The organism is Rhizobium sp. AAP116, assembly GCF_001295785.1.
Classification (GTDB): Bacteria; Pseudomonadota; Alphaproteobacteria; order Rhizobiales; family Rhizobiaceae; genus Allorhizobium.
Genome location: NZ_LJIB01000026.1, coordinates 59,622 through 75,597 on the forward strand (window position 1 = coordinate 59,622; position 15,976 = coordinate 75,597).

Here is a 15,976-nt window from a genome sequence, read left to right on the forward strand (position 1 = left end):
TAACACGCGTCGGACCGGATCAACCGTCTTCCTGACCCGTGGGGGCTTTCAGCCGGGAACCGGCGATCCGCGCCACGAGATCGGGAAGACTGTCCACTTCCCTCCATTTGCCTGCCGAACCCTTTGGAAGGTCCGGGGAGGCAGCCGGCAAGACCGCAGCGGAGAAACCGAGCTTTTCCGCCTCTTTCAGCCTCTGGGCCGTATGGGCCACCGGCCTCACCGCCCCCGACAGGCTGACTTCGCCGAAATAGACGCAATCGGCCGGAAGGGCAATACCGGCCAGCGACGAAACCAGTGCCGAAGCAATCGCCATGTCGGCCGCCGGTTCACTGATCCGATAGCCGCCGGCAACGTTCAGGTAAACGTCATGTTGACCGAGCCTGATCCCGCAATGCGCCTCCAATACCGCCAAAATCATGGCGAGGCGGGACGAATCCCAACCGACGACCGCTCGGCGCGGCGTACCGAGCGAGGTAGCAGCCACCAGCGCCTGCACCTCTACCAGCACGGGCCGTGTTCCTTCCATGCCGGCAAAGACCGCTGCGCCCGGGGCTTTCTCGTTGCGTTCGCCGAGGAAGAGCTCGGATGGATTGGCGACTTCGCGCAGACCCTTGTCCGACATTTCGAAGACGCCGATCTCGTCGGTCGGTCCGAAGCGGTTCTTCACCGTGCGCAGGATGCGATAGTGATGGCCGCGATCGCCCTCGAAATAGAGGACGGCATCGACCATGTGCTCGACGACGCGAGGACCGGCGATCTGGCCTTCCTTGGTGACATGCCCGACCAGCACCATGGTCGCCCCGGTCTGCTTGGCAAAGCGGATCATTGCCTGAACCCCGGTGCGCACCTGGGTCACGGTACCCGGCGCGCTGTCAGCAGTATCGCTCCACAGCGTCTGGATCGAATCGATGATGACTAGGTCCGGCCGCTTGCCTTCGGAGATAGTGGCGAGGATGTCCTCGACATTGGTTTCGGCGGCGAGCAGCACATCCGTATCGGCAGCGCCCAGTCGCTGGGCGCGCAGCCGGACCTGGGCGACAGCCTCTTCGCCCGAGACATAGATTACCCGATGACCACGCCGCGCCAGCGCCGCTGCCGCCTGCATCAGAAGCGTCGATTTGCCGATGCCTGGGTCCCCACCAATGAGGACCGCCGAACCGCGCACGAAGCCACCACCAGTTGCCCGATCGAGTTCACCCATGCCTGTCGGAATGCGCGGCGCTTCCTCAATCTCGCCAGACAGCGAGGTGAGGGTGACGGGCCTCCCCTTTTTCGGCGCCTTGCCGGGACCGGAGCCGATCCCGCCCATCGGATCTTCCTCGACGATGGTGTTCCATTCGCCACATCCATCGCATTTGCCCGCCCAGCGGGAGTGGACCGTGCCGCAGTTCTGGCAGATGAATTGGGTCTTGGCTTTGGCCATGAATTACAGGTCGCTTTCGGGGAAATCGTCGGGGGAGATGTTTTGGCGGCCGTGCGTGATGCGCAGCACAATCAGTGTGTCGTCGACGAGACGAAAATAGATGCATCGACGTCGATAGGGAAATGCGCGCAATCCGGTTTTGACCCAATCGCGGGCGACCCGCGGGTTTCTGGAGGCAGCCAGGTCGCCAATCTTTTGTTCGAGATCGGCCGTGAAGCGCTCGGCTGGAACAGGACTTCGGACATAAAGGTAGGCGTAGATCTCGATGAGATCCTCGACGGCTTGGGGTGACAGTCGATACGGTCGACCGGGACTGCTGTTCACCGTCGTGCTTTCGCTTCGGCGACAATGAATGCCGTGAGGTCGCCGGGCTTGGAGAACTCCCTGAAGTCACCAGCATCCACCGATCGGTCCGCGTCATCGATCATCGTGCGCAGTTCCTTGACCCGCTCCAGCCGCTCGTTCTGAGCCAACAGACGAAGGCCAGCCCGCAGCATATCCTCAGCAGAAGCATAGATGCCGTTGCTGATCTGCGGCTCGACAAAGGCAGATTCGTCAGGTTCTAGCTGTACCTGAACAGTCGCTTGGGATGGGCTTTCTTCGGTCATCAGATGCTCCATTTATGGGAACAATAGCAGAACAAATCCACCCGCGCCAGACCTCAGTCTTCCCCCTCGAGATAGATCCGTTCATAGCGCAGCCCAAGTCCGGTCAGCATTTCGTAACCGATCGTGCCGGCGGCGCGGGCCACCTCGTCGAGCGGCATGGAGGGGCCGAGGAGTTCGATATAGTCGCCGCTGCGCACCGCATTGTCGGGCAGATCGGTGATGTCGAAGACGGTGAGATCCATGGTGACCCGGCCGACGACCGGCACACGCCGACCGGCGATCACCCCCTCTGCACCAGCAATTCCTGTCCCGCGCAAGGCGATACCCGAGCCGGAGAGATTGCGCAGATAGCCATCCGCATAACCGACGCTCGTAACGGCGAGCCGGCTGTCGCGCGCCAGCACATGCGTTGCGCCGTAAGAGACGCTTTCGCCGGCTTTTGCCTCGCGGATCTGCAGGATACGGGCCTCGGCCTTGACCACCGGCTGCATCGGGTTTCTTGCGCCGCTGACAGCCTCCCCGCCATAGAGCGCGATTCCGGGACGGGTGAGATCAAAGTGGTAATCCGAGCCGAGGAAGATGCCGGCAGATGCCGAGAGGCTAGAATCAACACCTTCGAAAGCCGCGCTAACCTCCTGGAATTTCTCGATTTGCTGGCGGTTCATCGGCGAAGACGGGTCATCGCCGCAGGCGAGGTGGCTCATGACAAGAACCGGATCGAGACTGGCGGGACGCGAAACATCGTCGGTCAGCGCCAGCGCGTCGGCCATCGGCAGGCCCAGCCGGTTGAAGCCGGTATCGACATGCAGGGCGCAAGGATAGGGGCCACGCTCGGTGAGCACAGCCATCCAAAAGGCAAGCTGTTCCTCGGATGCGATAACGGGCACGAGATCGTTCTGGAAGAAGATCTCTTCCTGGCCCGGCCAGATGCCTGACAGCACGAAGATGCGAGCCTCGGGCGCATAGGGACGGAGTGTGGCTCCCTCCGCCGGCACCGCGACGAAGAAGTCGCGGGCGCCCGCGTGATATAGAACCTGGCCGACATCCTCGATGCCGAGACCGTAGGCATCCGCCTTGACGACGGCGGCAGTCCGGGCCTTGCCCGAGCGGCGTGCCATCTCTCGCCAGTTCTCGGCGATCGCTGAGAGATCCACGGTCAGGCGCAGCGGTGCCGAAAGAAATTCCTCCGGCGCATCGAGGATGGTGAAACGGTCTGTCATGAAGGCTTCGGGTCAGTTGATCGATGCGCCGACCCTAGCACTTTTCTTCAAGACGAAAATGCGGCGGCCCGATATTATGCTGCTATGCACAGTGTTTCGCAGCAGGAGGCCGCCGAGGCCAATCCGGTCTCACGCAAGGAGCTGACCCGCTTCTGGCGGGACGGGCGTTTCCGCGACATGGAATGCCTGACCGCCTCCTTCATCACCCATGAATTCTCGCCGCATTCGCATGACACCTTCTCGATCGGCGCGATTGAGGTCGGCTGCCAGGTGGCAAGCATCCGTGGCACGCGCGAACACACCGGCCCCGGTGCGCTCTATCTGATCAATCCGGGCGAGATCCATGACGGCCAGCCCGGCGCGCCGGACGGCTATCGCTACCGGATGATCTATCCCGAGGTCGCGCTGCTGACCGACATCATCGAGGACGTGACGGGCCGCGCCTTCCATGGCATTGCGAGCTTCGGTCGACAGCTTCTGACCGACCCGGAACTCGCCAAGGCCTTCAACCTTGCCCACCGCCGGATCGAGAGCGGTGAGGTTGCGGCACTGGAGGGCGAGGAGAGCATGTATTGTGTTCTCGCCACCATGTTCGCCCGCCACGGCAGCGAGATCATCCGCGCGCCTGACCACAGCGAACCCTCGGCCATGCGCCGGGTCCGCGATCATATCGCCGCCCATTTCGACGACGAGATCGGCCTCGAGGCGCTGGCGAAAGTGGCGAACCTCAGCCGTGCCCACATGATCCGCGCCTTCCGCAAGCAGTATTTCATCACGCCGCATGCCTTCCAGACGGACATGCGCATCCGCCACGCCCGGCATCTGCTCCGATCAGGCGCCACCCCGTCGGACACGGCAGCGGCCTGTGGCTTCGCGGATCAGGCGCATATGACCCGGCAGTTCAAGGCGCGCACGGGCCTCACGCCCGCCGTTTTCCGCGCCGGCTGATATCAGTCACTTTCGTTCAAGACGGCGCGTTACCAAACCGGCTAGACCCTCCGTGAACAGGAGGCCCCATGAAAGCACAAGCATGGCGGCGCGAAGCCCTCGACGGTTTTCGCGCCATCCTTCCCCTGATCATCGCCGCGATCCCGATCGGCTTCGTCTTCGGCGCGGTCGCGACTGGCAAGGGTCTTTCGCCGGTTGAGGTGACGCTGATGAGCGCGCTGGTCTTTGCCGGCGGCTCGCAATTCGTTGCCATGGATCTGTGGACCCACCCGGCCTCCTGGACGGCGCTCGGCTTCGCAGCACTTCTGGTCAATCTCCGCCACGTACTGATGGGCGCCTCGCTGGAACGCAGCCTCGGCCTCTTCCGCCCCTGGCAGAAGCTGCCGACGCTGCTGATCATGGCGGACGAGAACTGGGCGCTGGCAGAGGCGCGGGCTAGGACGACCGTGCTGACGCCAGCCTACTATCTCGGGCTCGCCTTGCCCTTCTATCTCGGCTGGGTGGCATCGAGCCTCGCTGGCGCGCTCTTCGGTGCGCTGATCGGCGACATCGCCATCTATGGCCTGGATTTCGCCTTCCCGGCGGTCTTCATCGTGCTGCTGACCGGATTCTGGAAGGGCAGGGAGACCGGACTGGTGCTGGCGGCCAGCGGACTTGCGGCGCTCACCGTCCAGGCGTTCGTGCCGGGCGCCTGGTACATTGCCGCCGGCGCACTCGCGGGCCTTGCGGCGGCTTTCATTCCGCTGAAGCAGAAGGAGCAGGCGGCATGAGCCTCGATCCCACAACCCTCGCGACCATCCTTGCCATGATGGCCGCCACGGTTTTCACCCGCTTGTCCGGCGCATTCCTCGTGCGCCGTCTCAAACTCGGTGCCAGCGCCGAAAAGGCACTCGCCACCGTCCCGCCCGCCGTGCTGATGGCCGTGGTCGCGCCGACGGCGCTGGCAACGGGCTGGCCTGAGACGATCGGTTGCCTGGTGGTTGTCGCAGCGGCGCTGCGTCTGTCACTGTTGCCGGCAGCAGTACTCGGCGTCATCTCCGTAGCGCTCCTGCGTCTATTCGGCCTCTGACCCGAAAATGAGTAGGGCGCCTCTGGGGCGCCCTCCGATCTCACGGTTCTTCGTATTGGATGAAGCTCGGTTCGGCCAGATCCGCAAAGCGGGTGAATTCCGACTGGAAGGCGAGCTTCACGGTGCCGGTCGGTCCGTGACGCTGCTTGGCGATGATAACGTCGGCCGTGCCTTTGACCTTCTCCATATGCGCTTCCCATTCCGGATACTTCGGATCGGCGATGTCGCGGGGCTCGAGGTTCTTCACATAGTATTCCTCGCGGAACACGAAGAGCACGACGTCGGCGTCCTGCTCGATCGAACCGGATTCGCGAAGGTCGGAGAGCTGCGGGCGCTTGTCTTCGCGGTTTTCAACCTGACGGGAGAGCTGGGAAAGTGCAACGATCGGCACGTTCAGTTCCTTGCCCAGCGATTTCAGGCCCGTGGTGATCTGGGTGATTTCCTGAACGCGGTTTTCTCCCGACTTGCCCGAGCCGGTCATCAGCTGGATATAGTCGATGACCAGGAAGTCGAGACCGCGCTGACGCTTCAGACGACGGGCACGGGCAGCGAGCTGGGCAATCGAGATACCACCGGTCTGGTCGATGAACAGCGGCACCTTCTGCATGGTCTGGGAAAAGCCGACGAGCTTCTCGAATTCGTGCTCGGTGATGTCACCGCGGCGGATCTTCGACGAGGAGACTTCCGTCTGCTCGGACATGATACGGGTGGCCAGCTGTTCAGCCGACATTTCGAGTGAGTAGAAGCCGACCACGCCGCCGTTTTTCGCCTTGAAGGAGCCGTCGGGCAGGACTTCCGGCTCATAGGCGGCCGCGATGTTCCAGGCGATGTTGGTCGCAAGCGAGGTCTTGCCCATACCCGGACGACCGGCGAGCACGATCAAGTCGGAGCGCTGCAGACCGCCCATCTTGGCATCGAGCGACATGATGCCGGTGGAGACGCCCGAGAGGTTGCCGTCACGCTCGAAAGCAGCCCCTGCCATGTCGACGGCCTGGGCGACCGCATCCGAGAAGGACTGGAAGCCGCCGTCGTAGCGGCCGTTTTCGGCCAGCGCAAACAGGCGGCGTTCGGTGTCTTCGATCTGCGCCTGTGGTGGCATGTCGAGCGGCGCGTCATAGGCAATATTGACGACGTCCTCGCCGATCTGGATCAACGAGCGGCGCAGCGCGAGATCGTAGATAGCGCGACCATAGTCCTCCGCATTGATGATTGTGACCGCTTCGGAAGCAAGCCGCGCGAGATACTGCGCAACGGTAAGGTCGCCGACCTTCTGGTCGGCCGGCAGGAAGGTCTTGATCGTGACCGGGTTTGCCGTCTTGCCCATGCGGATGATCTCGGAGGCGACCTCGAAGATCTTGCGGTGCAGCGGCTCATAGAGATGCTCGGGCTTCAGGAAGTCCGAAACGCGGTAGAAGGCATCGTTGTTGACGAGAATGGCGCCGAGCAGGGCCTGTTCGGCTTCGATATTGTTCGGAGCCTCCCGATAGAGCGGCTCAGTCGGTTGGACCGGGCTCAGTTTGCGCGCAGCATCATTCATTCGTTCATATCCGTTCAGAGTGTCGGCGGTGGCTGCACCATAGCGAGAACCTGGGCCAGCGGAATGGCCCGCGCAGCAACCCACATTGATTCACAGGCGCCCAATCGCGACTTTAGAAAAAGCCGAGCAATCCGATCTTTTCGGTTGACTGTGACATCAGCCGAATCGGCGATCTGGAGCGTTCATTTTAGCAGAGCGCAAACGAAAAACGCCCGGAAAAATCCGGGCGTTTCGTCTCCGCGATGGCGGAAAAATCAGTCGTCTTCGCCGTCCATGTCTGCGTCCGGATCGAAGAAGTCTTCCGGACGAAGAGCGTCTTCGTCAACGCCGTAGATGGCGTCGGCCGAGGTCAGGCTTTCGCCCTTGGCCTGGCGCTCGGCTTCTTCAGCCGAACGGGCAACGTTGAGCTCGACGGACAGTTCGACTTCCGCATGCAGGTGCAGGGTGACCTGGTGGATGCCGATAGCCTTGATCGGGGTGTTCAGTTCAACCTGGTTGCGGCCGATGTTGAAGCCTTCGGCAGCCAGGATTTCGACGACGTCACGAGCAGCGACCGAACCGTAGAGCTGGCCGGTTTCGCCAGCCGAACGGACGACGATGAAGGACTTGCCGGCGAGAGCGTCGGCAACGGTCTGGGCTTCCGACTTGCGCTCGAGGTTACGGGCCTCGAGCGTGGCGCGCTCGGCATCGAAACGCTTCTTGTTGGCTTCGTTGGCGCGCAGCGCCTTGCCCTGCGGCAGCAGGAAGTTACGAGCGAAGCCGTCGCGAACCTTGACGGTTTCGCCCATCTGGCCGAGCTTTGCGATGCGTTCGAGGAGAATGACTTGCATGATCCTGTTCCTTTCAGTTGTCAGTGTCGGAGTTTGAAGTGTCGGCCTTGCCGGCCGGCGTCAGGGCAACGGTCCTTCGTGTGTCCGAAAGGCCGATGATGAGGGGGATCATGAGCGGAAGCAGCATGATCGAAGAGAGATAGGCGAGCACGAGGGCCGGCAGGCGCCAGTCCTTGCCCCGGGTCTTGAGATGCATGGAGGCAAAGCCCGCCATCAGGAAGCCCGCGCCGAAGGTGCCGCAGACAACTGCGCCGATCATGGCGGGCACGCCGCCGATGAAGCAGGCGACAATGCCGGCGAGGAAGATGAAGACCGTGTTGCGGTTCATCCGGAGCGCCGACGGAAAGTCTTCGCGCGGACGCTTGTTGCGGCCGGAAGCCGTGACGATCCGCATGGCGATGTAATACATCATCGTCAGCAGCAGAACCCAGGTGCCGCCCTGGATGATCGGCAGCAGGATGACCATGGTCCGCTTCAACTGCTCGAGCGCCACGGCATCGGGCAGCATGGCCGGATCCTGCGTACTCATCGCCTGCGTCATCGCATCGACAAGCTGGCCCGTGAATTCCGGACCAAAGCCGATGATCACGCCGAGCACGACGACGGCGATCGACACGAAAGCACAGAGCTGAAGAAGAATATCGGAAAGCGGATACCAGGCGATCAGGTGGTCAGGGCCGCCGATTTCGGACGCTGGACGTGCCAGGCTCGACAGGTGTGCCAGCCAGCCGGCCGGCCCGAGCGTGAAGATTGTCATGCCGAAGGCAAATGTCGGCGATACGCTGACCATACCGAGAAGGGCGGCCGTCACGATCGCGGTGATGGCGGCGGCATTGCCCCAGCCGAGGCCGACGATCAGAACGGGAAGGGCGGAAGCAGCATAGAGGATGGAGGCAAGCGTGGGCTGTGCCGCAGCACCCAGCACGAGCAGGGCGGCGGTAATGCCGGCAACAAAGCCGGTCGTCAGCGATTTCGCATCCAGGTTCTTCAATGTCGCTGTCCTGCTGTTCTAGCAGTTAGGGGAGGGGCTAACGCGATCTCGCAAGAGCCATCCCCAACATGGGTTTTCACCTGACGTCGCGGCAATCGCGCCATCTGGCGGTCGGTTCCGATCCGCGCCCAACGCGGAAGGGATGAAGCCCGCCGGCGGAGAGCCGGCAGGCTTCGGATCAGATTACGCTACGACGTAAGGCAGCAGGCCGAGGAAACGGGCGCGCTTGATGGCCTGGGCCAGTTCGCGCTGCTTCTTCTGGGAAACTGCGGTGATACGCGAAGGAACGATCTTGCCGCGCTCGGAAATGTAGCGCTGCAGGAGACGGACGTCCTTGTAGTCGATGCGCGGAGCGTTTGCGCCCGAGAAGGGGCAGGTCTTGCGACGACGATGGAAAGGACGACGTGCCTGAGAAGAGGATGCATCAGCCATTGTGTGTTCTCCTATTGCTCAGATTACGCGCGGTCTTCGCGCGGACGACGCTCGAAGCCACCTTCACGCGGGCCACGGTCCGGACGCGGACCACGATCGCCACGGTCGCCGAAATCGCGACGCGGGCCACGATCGTCGCCGTCACGACGCGGACGGTCGTCACGGTCGCGCTTCTGCATCATGGCAGACGGGCCTTCTTCGTGGGCTTCAACAGCGATGGTCATGTAACGAAGAATGTCTTCGTTGATGCGCATCTGGCGCTCCATTTCATGGACGGCCGGTGCCGGAGCATCGATGTCCATCAGGGCGTAGTGAGCCTTGCGGTTCTTCTTGATGCGGTAGGTGAGGGACTTGAGGCCCCAGTTTTCTACGCGCCCGACCTTGCCGCCGTTAGCTTCGATGACACCCTTGTACTGTTCGACGAGGGCATCAACCTGCTGAGCGGACATATCCTGCCGGGCAAGGAATACGTGTTCGTAAAGAGCCATGTAAGCTTTGCCTTTTCTTGCGGTTGTCGTCACCCGGATCCGGCGCTAAGCCTCACAGACTGCTCCTGTGCGGCGTGTGCCGCGGCAAGAAAAGTGTTGTGTTCGAGACGGTCGAGAGCGGAGACACGGGAGACCGGAAACCCTTCTGGTTCCTGCTGCAAGCCTTATCGGCCTGCCAGCCCTCCGTTCAGCCACCAGCCAGAGACCGGGTGTTGTGAACGGCGCGCTTATACGCGGATTAGCCACAAAAGCAAGGGCCGCACGGCATTTTATGCCGGCGGCCCGTGTCAAGGTTTGCAATGGCGCTGGTACGTCAGACCTGAACCAGTGCGAGCGTGTATCCGACATAGGCCACGAGCATCGCGCCGGCCGTCAATCTGCGCACGCCCAGATGCGCAAGAAGCAGGAAGGCGAAGCCGATGGTGACGCCCAGCATGACTGGGACGTCGAAACTGCCGAATCGCGGATCGACCGAGATCGGCTGAATGACGGAGGTCACACCCAGAATGAACAGGATGTTGAAGATGTTCGATCCGACGATGTTGCCGATCATGATATCGGAATGCTTGCGCAGCGCCGACATGATGCCGGTGGCAAGCTCCGGCAGCGAGGTGCCGACGGCAACGACGGTGAGGCCGATGACGGCTTCGGAGACGCCGAAGTCGCGGGCGAGATTGGTCGCACCGCGGACCAGCAGTTCGGCGCCGATAAACAGCGTGGCCAGGCCGCCGACAATCAGAAGGGTCATGAAGCCCGTGCCGAGTGTCTCGTGCTTCACGTCTTCATCCGCCAGTTCTTCGACCGCGCCCTTACCCTGAACATAGGCGTATAGGATGTAGGCGATCAGACCTGCGACCATAAGGAGGCCTGCGATTCGCCCGATGGCCTCGAACTGGACGAGACCCAGCAGCAGAACGGCAGCGCCGATCATCACATAGGTGTCGCGTTTCACGCCCTTGTCCCAATGCGTGATCGGAAAAATCATCGCACAGGCTCCGACGATCAGGAGAATGTTGGCCGTATTGGAGCCGACCACGTTGCCGATGGCGATATCGGATGAACCGGTGAGGGCGGCGCGGACGGAGACCAGCAGCTCCGGCATGGATGTGCCGAAGCCAACGATCACGAGCGAAACGATCAGCGTCGGTATGGCGAGCTTCTGCGCCACGCCGATTGCACCGCGCAAGAGCCATTCGGCCCCGAAATAAAGGCCGACCAGGCCCCCGGCCACGAACAGGTAATCCAAGACAAACCCCCATAAAACAAGGCCCAAACGGCCGATATGTGATCGTCGCCGCAGGTGGTGATGCACTGCGGCGATGTTTAGGTCACGTCCGTTCACGTTTTTGTTTGTCGGACGGCTTCCCGGTATTCGTGTCGTCAGATCGGCATCGGATAGAGACGATGGATCTTGGCGATCTCCTGCATCACTTCGTCTGAGAGTGTCAGCTCCGCAGCGTCGATATTGGTCTTCAACTGCTCCATCGTCGTGGCGCCGATGATCACGGAGGCCATGAACGGGCGCGTCAGGCAGAAGGCGAGCGCCATGGCGGAGGGATCAATTTCATGCTTGGCCGCAAGCTCGACATAGGCGCGCGTTGCCGCTTCCTGATGCGGCACGAGGCGGCCGCCAATATCGCCGTTGATCGAGCCACGCGAGCCCGCCGGCTTCTTTCCGTCGAGATATTTGCCCGAGAGAATACCACCCGCGAGCGGCGAATAGGCGAGCAAGCCAACGTCTTCGTGATGAGAGAGTTCAGCCAGATCGAGATCGTAGTGGCGATAGAGCAGATTATACTCGTTCTGGATCGTGGCGACACGCGGAAGCCCCTTGGCTTCGGCAAGCGTCAGATATTTCTGTGTGCCCCAGGTGGTCTCGTTGGACAGTCCGACGGCCCGAAGCTTGCCGGCCTTCACACAGTCGCCCAAGGCATCCAGGATTTCCGCGATGTCGGCAGAGGCCCTTGTCTTATCCTGTTTGTAAGGATTGTAGTTCCAGGCGCCACGGAAATGGAAATGCCCGCGGTTCGGCCAGTGGATCTGGTAGAGGTCGACATAGTCGGTCTTCAGCCGTGTCAGGCTGGCGTCGAGCGCTTCCTTGACCACGGCGCCGGTGATCGGCTTGCCCTCGCGGATGTAGGGGCGGCCGGGGCCGGCGACCTTGGTTGCCAGAACCACCTTGTCGCGATTGCCGGTCTTTTCAAACCAGTCGCCCATCAGGCGTTCCGTGTCGGCATAGGTCTCAGCCGAAAGTGGCGTCGTCGGATAAAGCTCGGCCGTGTCGAAGAAATTGACGCCGTGGTCGAGCGCGTAATCCATCTGCTGGTAGGCTTCTTCGCGCGTGTTCTGCGAACCCCAGGTCATGGTGCCCAGGCAGATCTCGGAAACAAGGATATCGGTTCGGCCGAGCCGGTTCATCTTCATGGGGGAAGCCTCTGATGTGGAGGGATTGCCTTGGGAGGCGGGATGAGTTCCGGAGCAATCTAGTCAGAAATTGATGCATCGCAAGATGTCGATAGCTGTGGAACAGCCCTCTATTTCCGGTGTTTCGGGCGGTCGAGGAATGGTGCCAAGGCTTGACTCGCAAGGGCCAACTGTGAATTGACAGGGAAAAACCAAGGGAGAAACGCCCATGTCAGTCGCATTCACCTTTCCGGGTCAGGGCAGTCAGGCTGCCGGAATGGGCAAGGACCTTGCCGACAGTTTTGCCGAGGCCCGCGCCGTTTTCGAAGAAGTCGATGAAGCGCTCGGCCAGAAACTCTCCGATATCATGTGGAATGGTCCGGAAGAGACGCTGACGCTGACCGCCAATGCCCAGCCGGCGCTGATGGCCGTCTCGATGGCAGTCATCCGCGTGCTGGAGGCCAAGGGCCTGGATCTCCAGTCCAAGGTTGCCTACGTCGCCGGCCATTCGCTCGGCGAGTATTCCGCGCTCTGCGCTGCCGGCACCTTCTCGATCGGCGACACCGCGCGTCTCCTGCGCATTCGTGGCAATGCCATGCAGGCCGCCGTCCCGGTGGGTGAGGGCGCGATGGCCGCCATCATCGGCCTTGAGCACGGCGATGTGCAGGCGATCTGCGCTGAAGCCTCCGCAATCGGTCCCTGCCAGATCGCCAATGACAATGGCGGCGGACAGCTTGTCATCTCCGGCGGTAAGGCCGCAGTCGAGAAGGCCGCAGCACTCGCCACCGAAAAGGGCGCCAAGCGCGCCATCATGCTGCCGGTCTCCGCACCCTTCCATTCGGCACTCATGGGCCCGGCAGCCGACGCCATGCGCGAGGCCCTTTCCAAGGTCGAGAGACAAGACCCGATCGTGCCGCTGATCGCCAATGTGCGTGCAGCCCCCGTCACCTCCGCTGTCGAGATCGCCGATCTGCTGGTCGAGCAGGTCACCGGTCAGGTGCGCTGGCGCGAAACGGTGGAGTGGTTCGGTGCCAATGGCGTCACCACGCTTTATGAAGTGGGTGCCGGCAAGGTCCTGACAGGTCTTGTCCGCCGCATCGACAAGAACATCAGCGGTGTGGCCGTCAACGGCCCGGCCGACATCGACGCAGCGCTCGCCGCCCTAAACGGCTGACCGCCTCAACGAATAACAAGGAACCCGACCATGTTCGATCTGACCGGCCGCAAGGCCCTCGTGACTGGCGCCACCGGCGGCATCGGCGAAGAAATTGCCCGCCAGCTGCATGCCCAGGGCGCAATTGTCGGCCTGCACGGCACGCGCGTCGAAAAGCTGGAAGCACTGGCCGCCGAGCTCGGCGATCGCGTCAAGATCTTCCCGGCCAACCTCTCCGATCGCGACGAAGTCAAGGCGCTCGGCGAAAAGGCCGAAGCTGAACTCGAAGGCGTCGACATCCTCGTGAACAATGCCGGCATCACCAAGGACGGCCTGTTCGTCCGCATGTCGGATGCCGACTGGGATGCGGTGCTCGAAGTCAACCTGACCGCCGTCTTCCGCCTGACGCGCGAGCTGACCCATCCGATGATGCGCCGCCGCTTCGGCCGCATCATCAACATCACCTCGATCGTCGGCGTGACCGGCAATCCGGGCCAGGCCAATTACTGCGCCTCCAAGGCCGGCATGATCGGCTTTTCCAAGTCGCTCGCCCAGGAAATCGCGACGCGCAACGTCACCGTCAATTGCGTGGCGCCGGGCTTCATCGAAAGCGCCATGACCGGCAAGCTGAACGACAAGCAGAAGGATGCGATCATGGGCGCCATCCCGATGAAGCGCATGGGCACGGGCGCAGAAGTCGCTTCCGCCGTCGTTTACCTCGCCTCCAACGAGGCAGCCTACATGACGGGCCAGACGCTGCACGTGAATGGCGGCATGGCGATGATCTGATAACATTGCCGGAAACAGCCCCTGCGCAATAGGATGTTGACCAAGGCAAGGGGGCGAATTTCTGGCTTTGCGGCGCGCTTAAACCGTGTTAAGCGGGCCATGACTGTGAGCAGTTGCTCCGTCTCATGAGCCGAAGTTTATGCTTTTGTTTGCATAAACCGCTCTGGGTCAGGGCCGAACAGGTTTGCTGGTGGGACGAAAGCGTCACTGGCTGAATGCAGGGTAGGGACGCCATTAAGGCTCCCTCTGAATTTTAGAAGGTCGAGGATACCGACATGAGCGATATCGCAGAACGCGTGAAGAAAATTGTAGTTGATCATCTCGGCGTTGACGCTGAAAAGGTCGTCGAAGGCGCGAGCTTCATCGACGATCTGGGCGCTGACTCGCTCGACACCGTCGAACTCGTCATGGCCTTCGAAGAAGAATTCGGCGTCGAGATCCCGGACGATGCAGCTGACTCCATCCTGACGGTCGGCGACGCTGTCAAGTTCATCGAGAAGGCCCAGGCCTGATCGATCACACTGCTGCGGAAGGCGGGCGCGAGCCCGTCCTATCCGCTTGGGCCCGCGATGAGCGGGCCTTGTTGTATCTGGACCTTTGTTTACAGTGACTTCGGTCAACCAATTTAGGGTGGGCTTCGCACGATGAGACGTGTCGTCATCACCGGTACCGGCATGGTATCGCCTCTGGGATGTGGAACGGAACTGACCTGGCAGCGGCTACTGGCCGGCCAGAGCGGTGCCCGCCTGGTCACGGAATTTGAGGTTGAGGACCTGCCGGCCAAGATCGCCTGCCGCATCCCGACCGAAGGCGAGGGCGCCTGGAACCCCGACGACTGGATGGAGCCCAAGGACCAGCGCAAGGTTGACGCCTTCATCATCTATGCCCTTGCTGCAGCCGATATGGCGTTGAAGGATGCCGGCTGGGAACCAAAGAACTACGAAGAAGAGTGTGCCACGGGCGTCCTGATCGGCTCCGGCATCGGCGGCCTCGAAGGCATTGTCGAAGCCGGCCACATCCTGCGCGACAAGGGGCCGCGTCGCCTCTCGCCCTTCTTCATTCCGGGCCGCTTGATCAACCTCGCCTCCGGCCAGGTTTCGATCCGCCACAAGCTGCGTGGCCCGAACCATTCCGTCGTGACGGCCTGCTCGACCGGCGCCCATGCGATCGGCGATGCTGCCCGTCTGGTCGCGCTCGGCGATGCCGACGTGATGGTCGCCGGCGGTACCGAATCGCCGATCAGCCGCATCTCGCTCGCCGGTTTTGCCGCCTGCAAGGCGCTGTCGACCGCCCGCAACGACAATCCGACCGCCGCTTCGCGTCCCTACGACAAGGACCGTGATGGCTTCGTCATGGGCGAAGGCGCCGGCATCGTCGTTCTGGAAGAACTGGAACACGCCAAGGCCCGTGGCGCCAAGATCTATGCCGAAGTCGTCGGCTATGGTCTCTCGGGCGACGCCTTCCACATCACGGCTCCCTCCGAGGATGGTGACGGTGCGTTCCGCTGCATGACCATGGCGCTGAAGCGTGCCGGTCTGAAGCCGTCCGACATCGACTACATCAACGCCCACGGCACCTCGACCATGGCCGATACGATCGAGCTGGGTGCCGTCGAGCGCCTGCTCGGCGATCATGCCGAAAATGTCTCGATGTCGTCGACCAAGTCGGCCATCGGTCACCTGCTTGGTGCGGCCGGTGCGGTGGAAGCAATCTTCTCGGCGCTGGCGATCCGCGACAACATCGCGCCGCCGACGCTTAACCTCGACACTCCCGATGTCGAGACCAAGATCGACCTCGTGCCGCACAAGGCGAGAAAGCGCGAGATCAATGTTGCCCTGTCGAATTCCTTCGGCTTCGGCGGGACCAATGCCTCGCTCGTGCTGAAGCGCTACGAGGCCTGATCGCACCCGGGCGGCCGGTCGCTGATCTGCCGCCCGCGATTGCACTGGATGAAGGCCGGGCGCTCTTGCCCGCCACCACTTTTAGCGGGTAGAAATCATGCCAACGCCCGGCGCACCTGTGCCGGACGATGACCCGGATTTTTGCCGCATTGCTGGATAAAACAGCCGCGAGTGCGAAACAAAG

The 15,976-nt window shown here is 62.1% G+C and carries 18 protein-coding genes; 7 read left to right on the forward strand and 11 right to left on the reverse strand.

The window, feature by feature from the left end:
• Positions 1 to 19: 19 nt before the first annotated feature.
• The 4 genes from radA to alr are packed head-to-tail and all read right to left on the reverse strand — an operon-like array spanning position 20 to position 3,251.
• Positions 20 to 1,423: a DNA repair protein RadA gene (radA, locus tag IP85_RS15020; RefSeq protein WP_054150494.1), complete on the reverse strand. Its 1,404-nt coding sequence runs from the start codon at positions 1,421 to 1,423 to the stop codon at positions 20 to 22.
• A 3-nt stretch (positions 1,424 to 1,426) separates the two neighbouring features.
• Positions 1,427 to 1,747 carry a type II toxin-antitoxin system RelE/ParE family toxin gene (locus tag IP85_RS22010; protein WP_245280878.1) on the reverse strand — a complete coding sequence of 107 codons (321 nt, stop codon included), beginning with the start codon at positions 1,745 to 1,747 and terminating at the stop codon, positions 1,427 to 1,429.
• Positions 1,744 to 2,031 carry a type II toxin-antitoxin system ParD family antitoxin gene (locus IP85_RS15030; RefSeq protein WP_197278022.1) on the reverse strand — a complete coding sequence of 96 codons (288 nt, stop codon included), beginning with the start codon at positions 2,029 to 2,031 and terminating at the stop codon, positions 1,744 to 1,746. The genes IP85_RS22010 and IP85_RS15030 overlap by 4 nt, the downstream gene beginning before the upstream one ends.
• A gap of 53 nt (positions 2,032 to 2,084) precedes the next feature.
• Complete coding sequence (alr, locus tag IP85_RS15035) at positions 2,085 to 3,251, reverse strand: alanine racemase (protein ID WP_054150496.1); 1,167 nt, start codon at positions 3,249 to 3,251, stop codon at positions 2,085 to 2,087.
• A gap of 84 nt (positions 3,252 to 3,335) precedes the next feature.
• On the opposite strand from alr, the gene IP85_RS15040 reads away from it, so the two are divergent.
• The 3 genes from IP85_RS15040 (at position 3,336) to IP85_RS15050 (ending at position 5,268) form a co-directional block, all read left to right on the forward strand.
• Positions 3,336 to 4,199, forward strand: coding sequence for an AraC family transcriptional regulator (locus IP85_RS15040; protein ID WP_054150497.1), 864 nt, complete (start codon positions 3,336 to 3,338; stop codon positions 4,197 to 4,199).
• A 68-nt stretch (positions 4,200 to 4,267) separates the two neighbouring features.
• Positions 4,268 to 4,969, forward strand: coding sequence for an AzlC family ABC transporter permease (locus tag IP85_RS15045; RefSeq protein ID WP_054150498.1), 702 nt, complete (start codon positions 4,268 to 4,270; stop codon positions 4,967 to 4,969).
• Positions 4,966 to 5,268, forward strand: coding sequence for an AzlD domain-containing protein (locus tag IP85_RS15050; protein ID WP_054150499.1), 303 nt, complete (start codon positions 4,966 to 4,968; stop codon positions 5,266 to 5,268). Before IP85_RS15045 ends, IP85_RS15050 begins: the two co-directional genes overlap by 4 nt.
• Before the next feature lie 40 nt (positions 5,269 to 5,308).
• Here IP85_RS15050 and IP85_RS15055 read toward each other — a convergent pair whose 3' ends face one another.
• The 7 genes from IP85_RS15055 to IP85_RS15085 all read right to left on the reverse strand — a co-directional run bounded on the left by IP85_RS15055 (position 5,309) and on the right by IP85_RS15085 (position 11,970).
• Positions 5,309 to 6,805, reverse strand: coding sequence for a replicative DNA helicase (locus IP85_RS15055; RefSeq protein WP_054150500.1), 1,497 nt, complete (start codon positions 6,803 to 6,805; stop codon positions 5,309 to 5,311).
• A 254-nt stretch (positions 6,806 to 7,059) separates the two neighbouring features.
• Positions 7,060 to 7,635 (reverse strand): 50S ribosomal protein L9, encoded by a 576-nt coding sequence (gene rplI, locus IP85_RS15060; protein WP_054150501.1) that lies wholly within the window; start codon positions 7,633 to 7,635, stop codon positions 7,060 to 7,062.
• 13 nt (positions 7,636 to 7,648) lie between these two features.
• Complete coding sequence (locus tag IP85_RS15065) at positions 7,649 to 8,626, reverse strand: hypothetical protein (RefSeq protein WP_054150502.1); 978 nt, start codon at positions 8,624 to 8,626, stop codon at positions 7,649 to 7,651.
• Positions 8,627 to 8,809: 183 nt separating this feature from the next.
• Positions 8,810 to 9,058: a 30S ribosomal protein S18 gene (gene rpsR, locus IP85_RS15070; protein ID WP_006727431.1), complete on the reverse strand. Its 249-nt coding sequence runs from the start codon at positions 9,056 to 9,058 to the stop codon at positions 8,810 to 8,812.
• A 23-nt stretch (positions 9,059 to 9,081) separates the two neighbouring features.
• On the reverse strand, positions 9,082 to 9,546 hold the full coding sequence (gene rpsF, locus IP85_RS15075; protein WP_054150503.1) for a 30S ribosomal protein S6: 465 nt from the start codon (positions 9,544 to 9,546) through the stop codon (positions 9,082 to 9,084).
• A gap of 313 nt (positions 9,547 to 9,859) precedes the next feature.
• The gene (locus IP85_RS15080; RefSeq protein WP_054150504.1) at positions 9,860 to 10,792 is read right to left on the reverse strand and encodes a calcium/sodium antiporter; all 933 of its coding nucleotides are present in this window, start codon (positions 10,790 to 10,792) and stop codon (positions 9,860 to 9,862) included.
• A gap of 134 nt (positions 10,793 to 10,926) precedes the next feature.
• On the reverse strand, positions 10,927 to 11,970 hold the full coding sequence (locus IP85_RS15085; RefSeq protein WP_054150505.1) for an aldo/keto reductase: 1,044 nt from the start codon (positions 11,968 to 11,970) through the stop codon (positions 10,927 to 10,929).
• 208 nt (positions 11,971 to 12,178) lie between these two features.
• Here IP85_RS15085 and fabD point away from each other — a divergent pair, with 208 nt between their 5' ends.
• The 4 genes from fabD to fabF all read left to right on the forward strand — a co-directional run bounded on the left by fabD (position 12,179) and on the right by fabF (position 15,792).
• Positions 12,179 to 13,123, forward strand: a complete 945-nt coding sequence (gene fabD, locus IP85_RS15090; RefSeq protein ID WP_054150506.1) for an ACP S-malonyltransferase — start codon at positions 12,179 to 12,181, stop codon at positions 13,121 to 13,123.
• Positions 13,124 to 13,153: 30 nt separating this feature from the next.
• The gene (gene fabG, locus IP85_RS15095) at positions 13,154 to 13,891 is read left to right on the forward strand and encodes a 3-oxoacyl-[acyl-carrier-protein] reductase (RefSeq protein WP_054150507.1); all 738 of its coding nucleotides are present in this window, start codon (positions 13,154 to 13,156) and stop codon (positions 13,889 to 13,891) included.
• A gap of 275 nt (positions 13,892 to 14,166) precedes the next feature.
• Positions 14,167 to 14,403, forward strand: a complete 237-nt coding sequence (locus IP85_RS15100; protein WP_006727438.1) for an acyl carrier protein — start codon at positions 14,167 to 14,169, stop codon at positions 14,401 to 14,403.
• A 132-nt stretch (positions 14,404 to 14,535) separates the two neighbouring features.
• Positions 14,536 to 15,792 carry a beta-ketoacyl-ACP synthase II gene (gene fabF, locus IP85_RS15105; RefSeq protein WP_054150508.1) on the forward strand — a complete coding sequence of 419 codons (1,257 nt, stop codon included), beginning with the start codon at positions 14,536 to 14,538 and terminating at the stop codon, positions 15,790 to 15,792.
• The last annotated feature ends 184 nt before the right edge of the window (positions 15,793 to 15,976 follow it).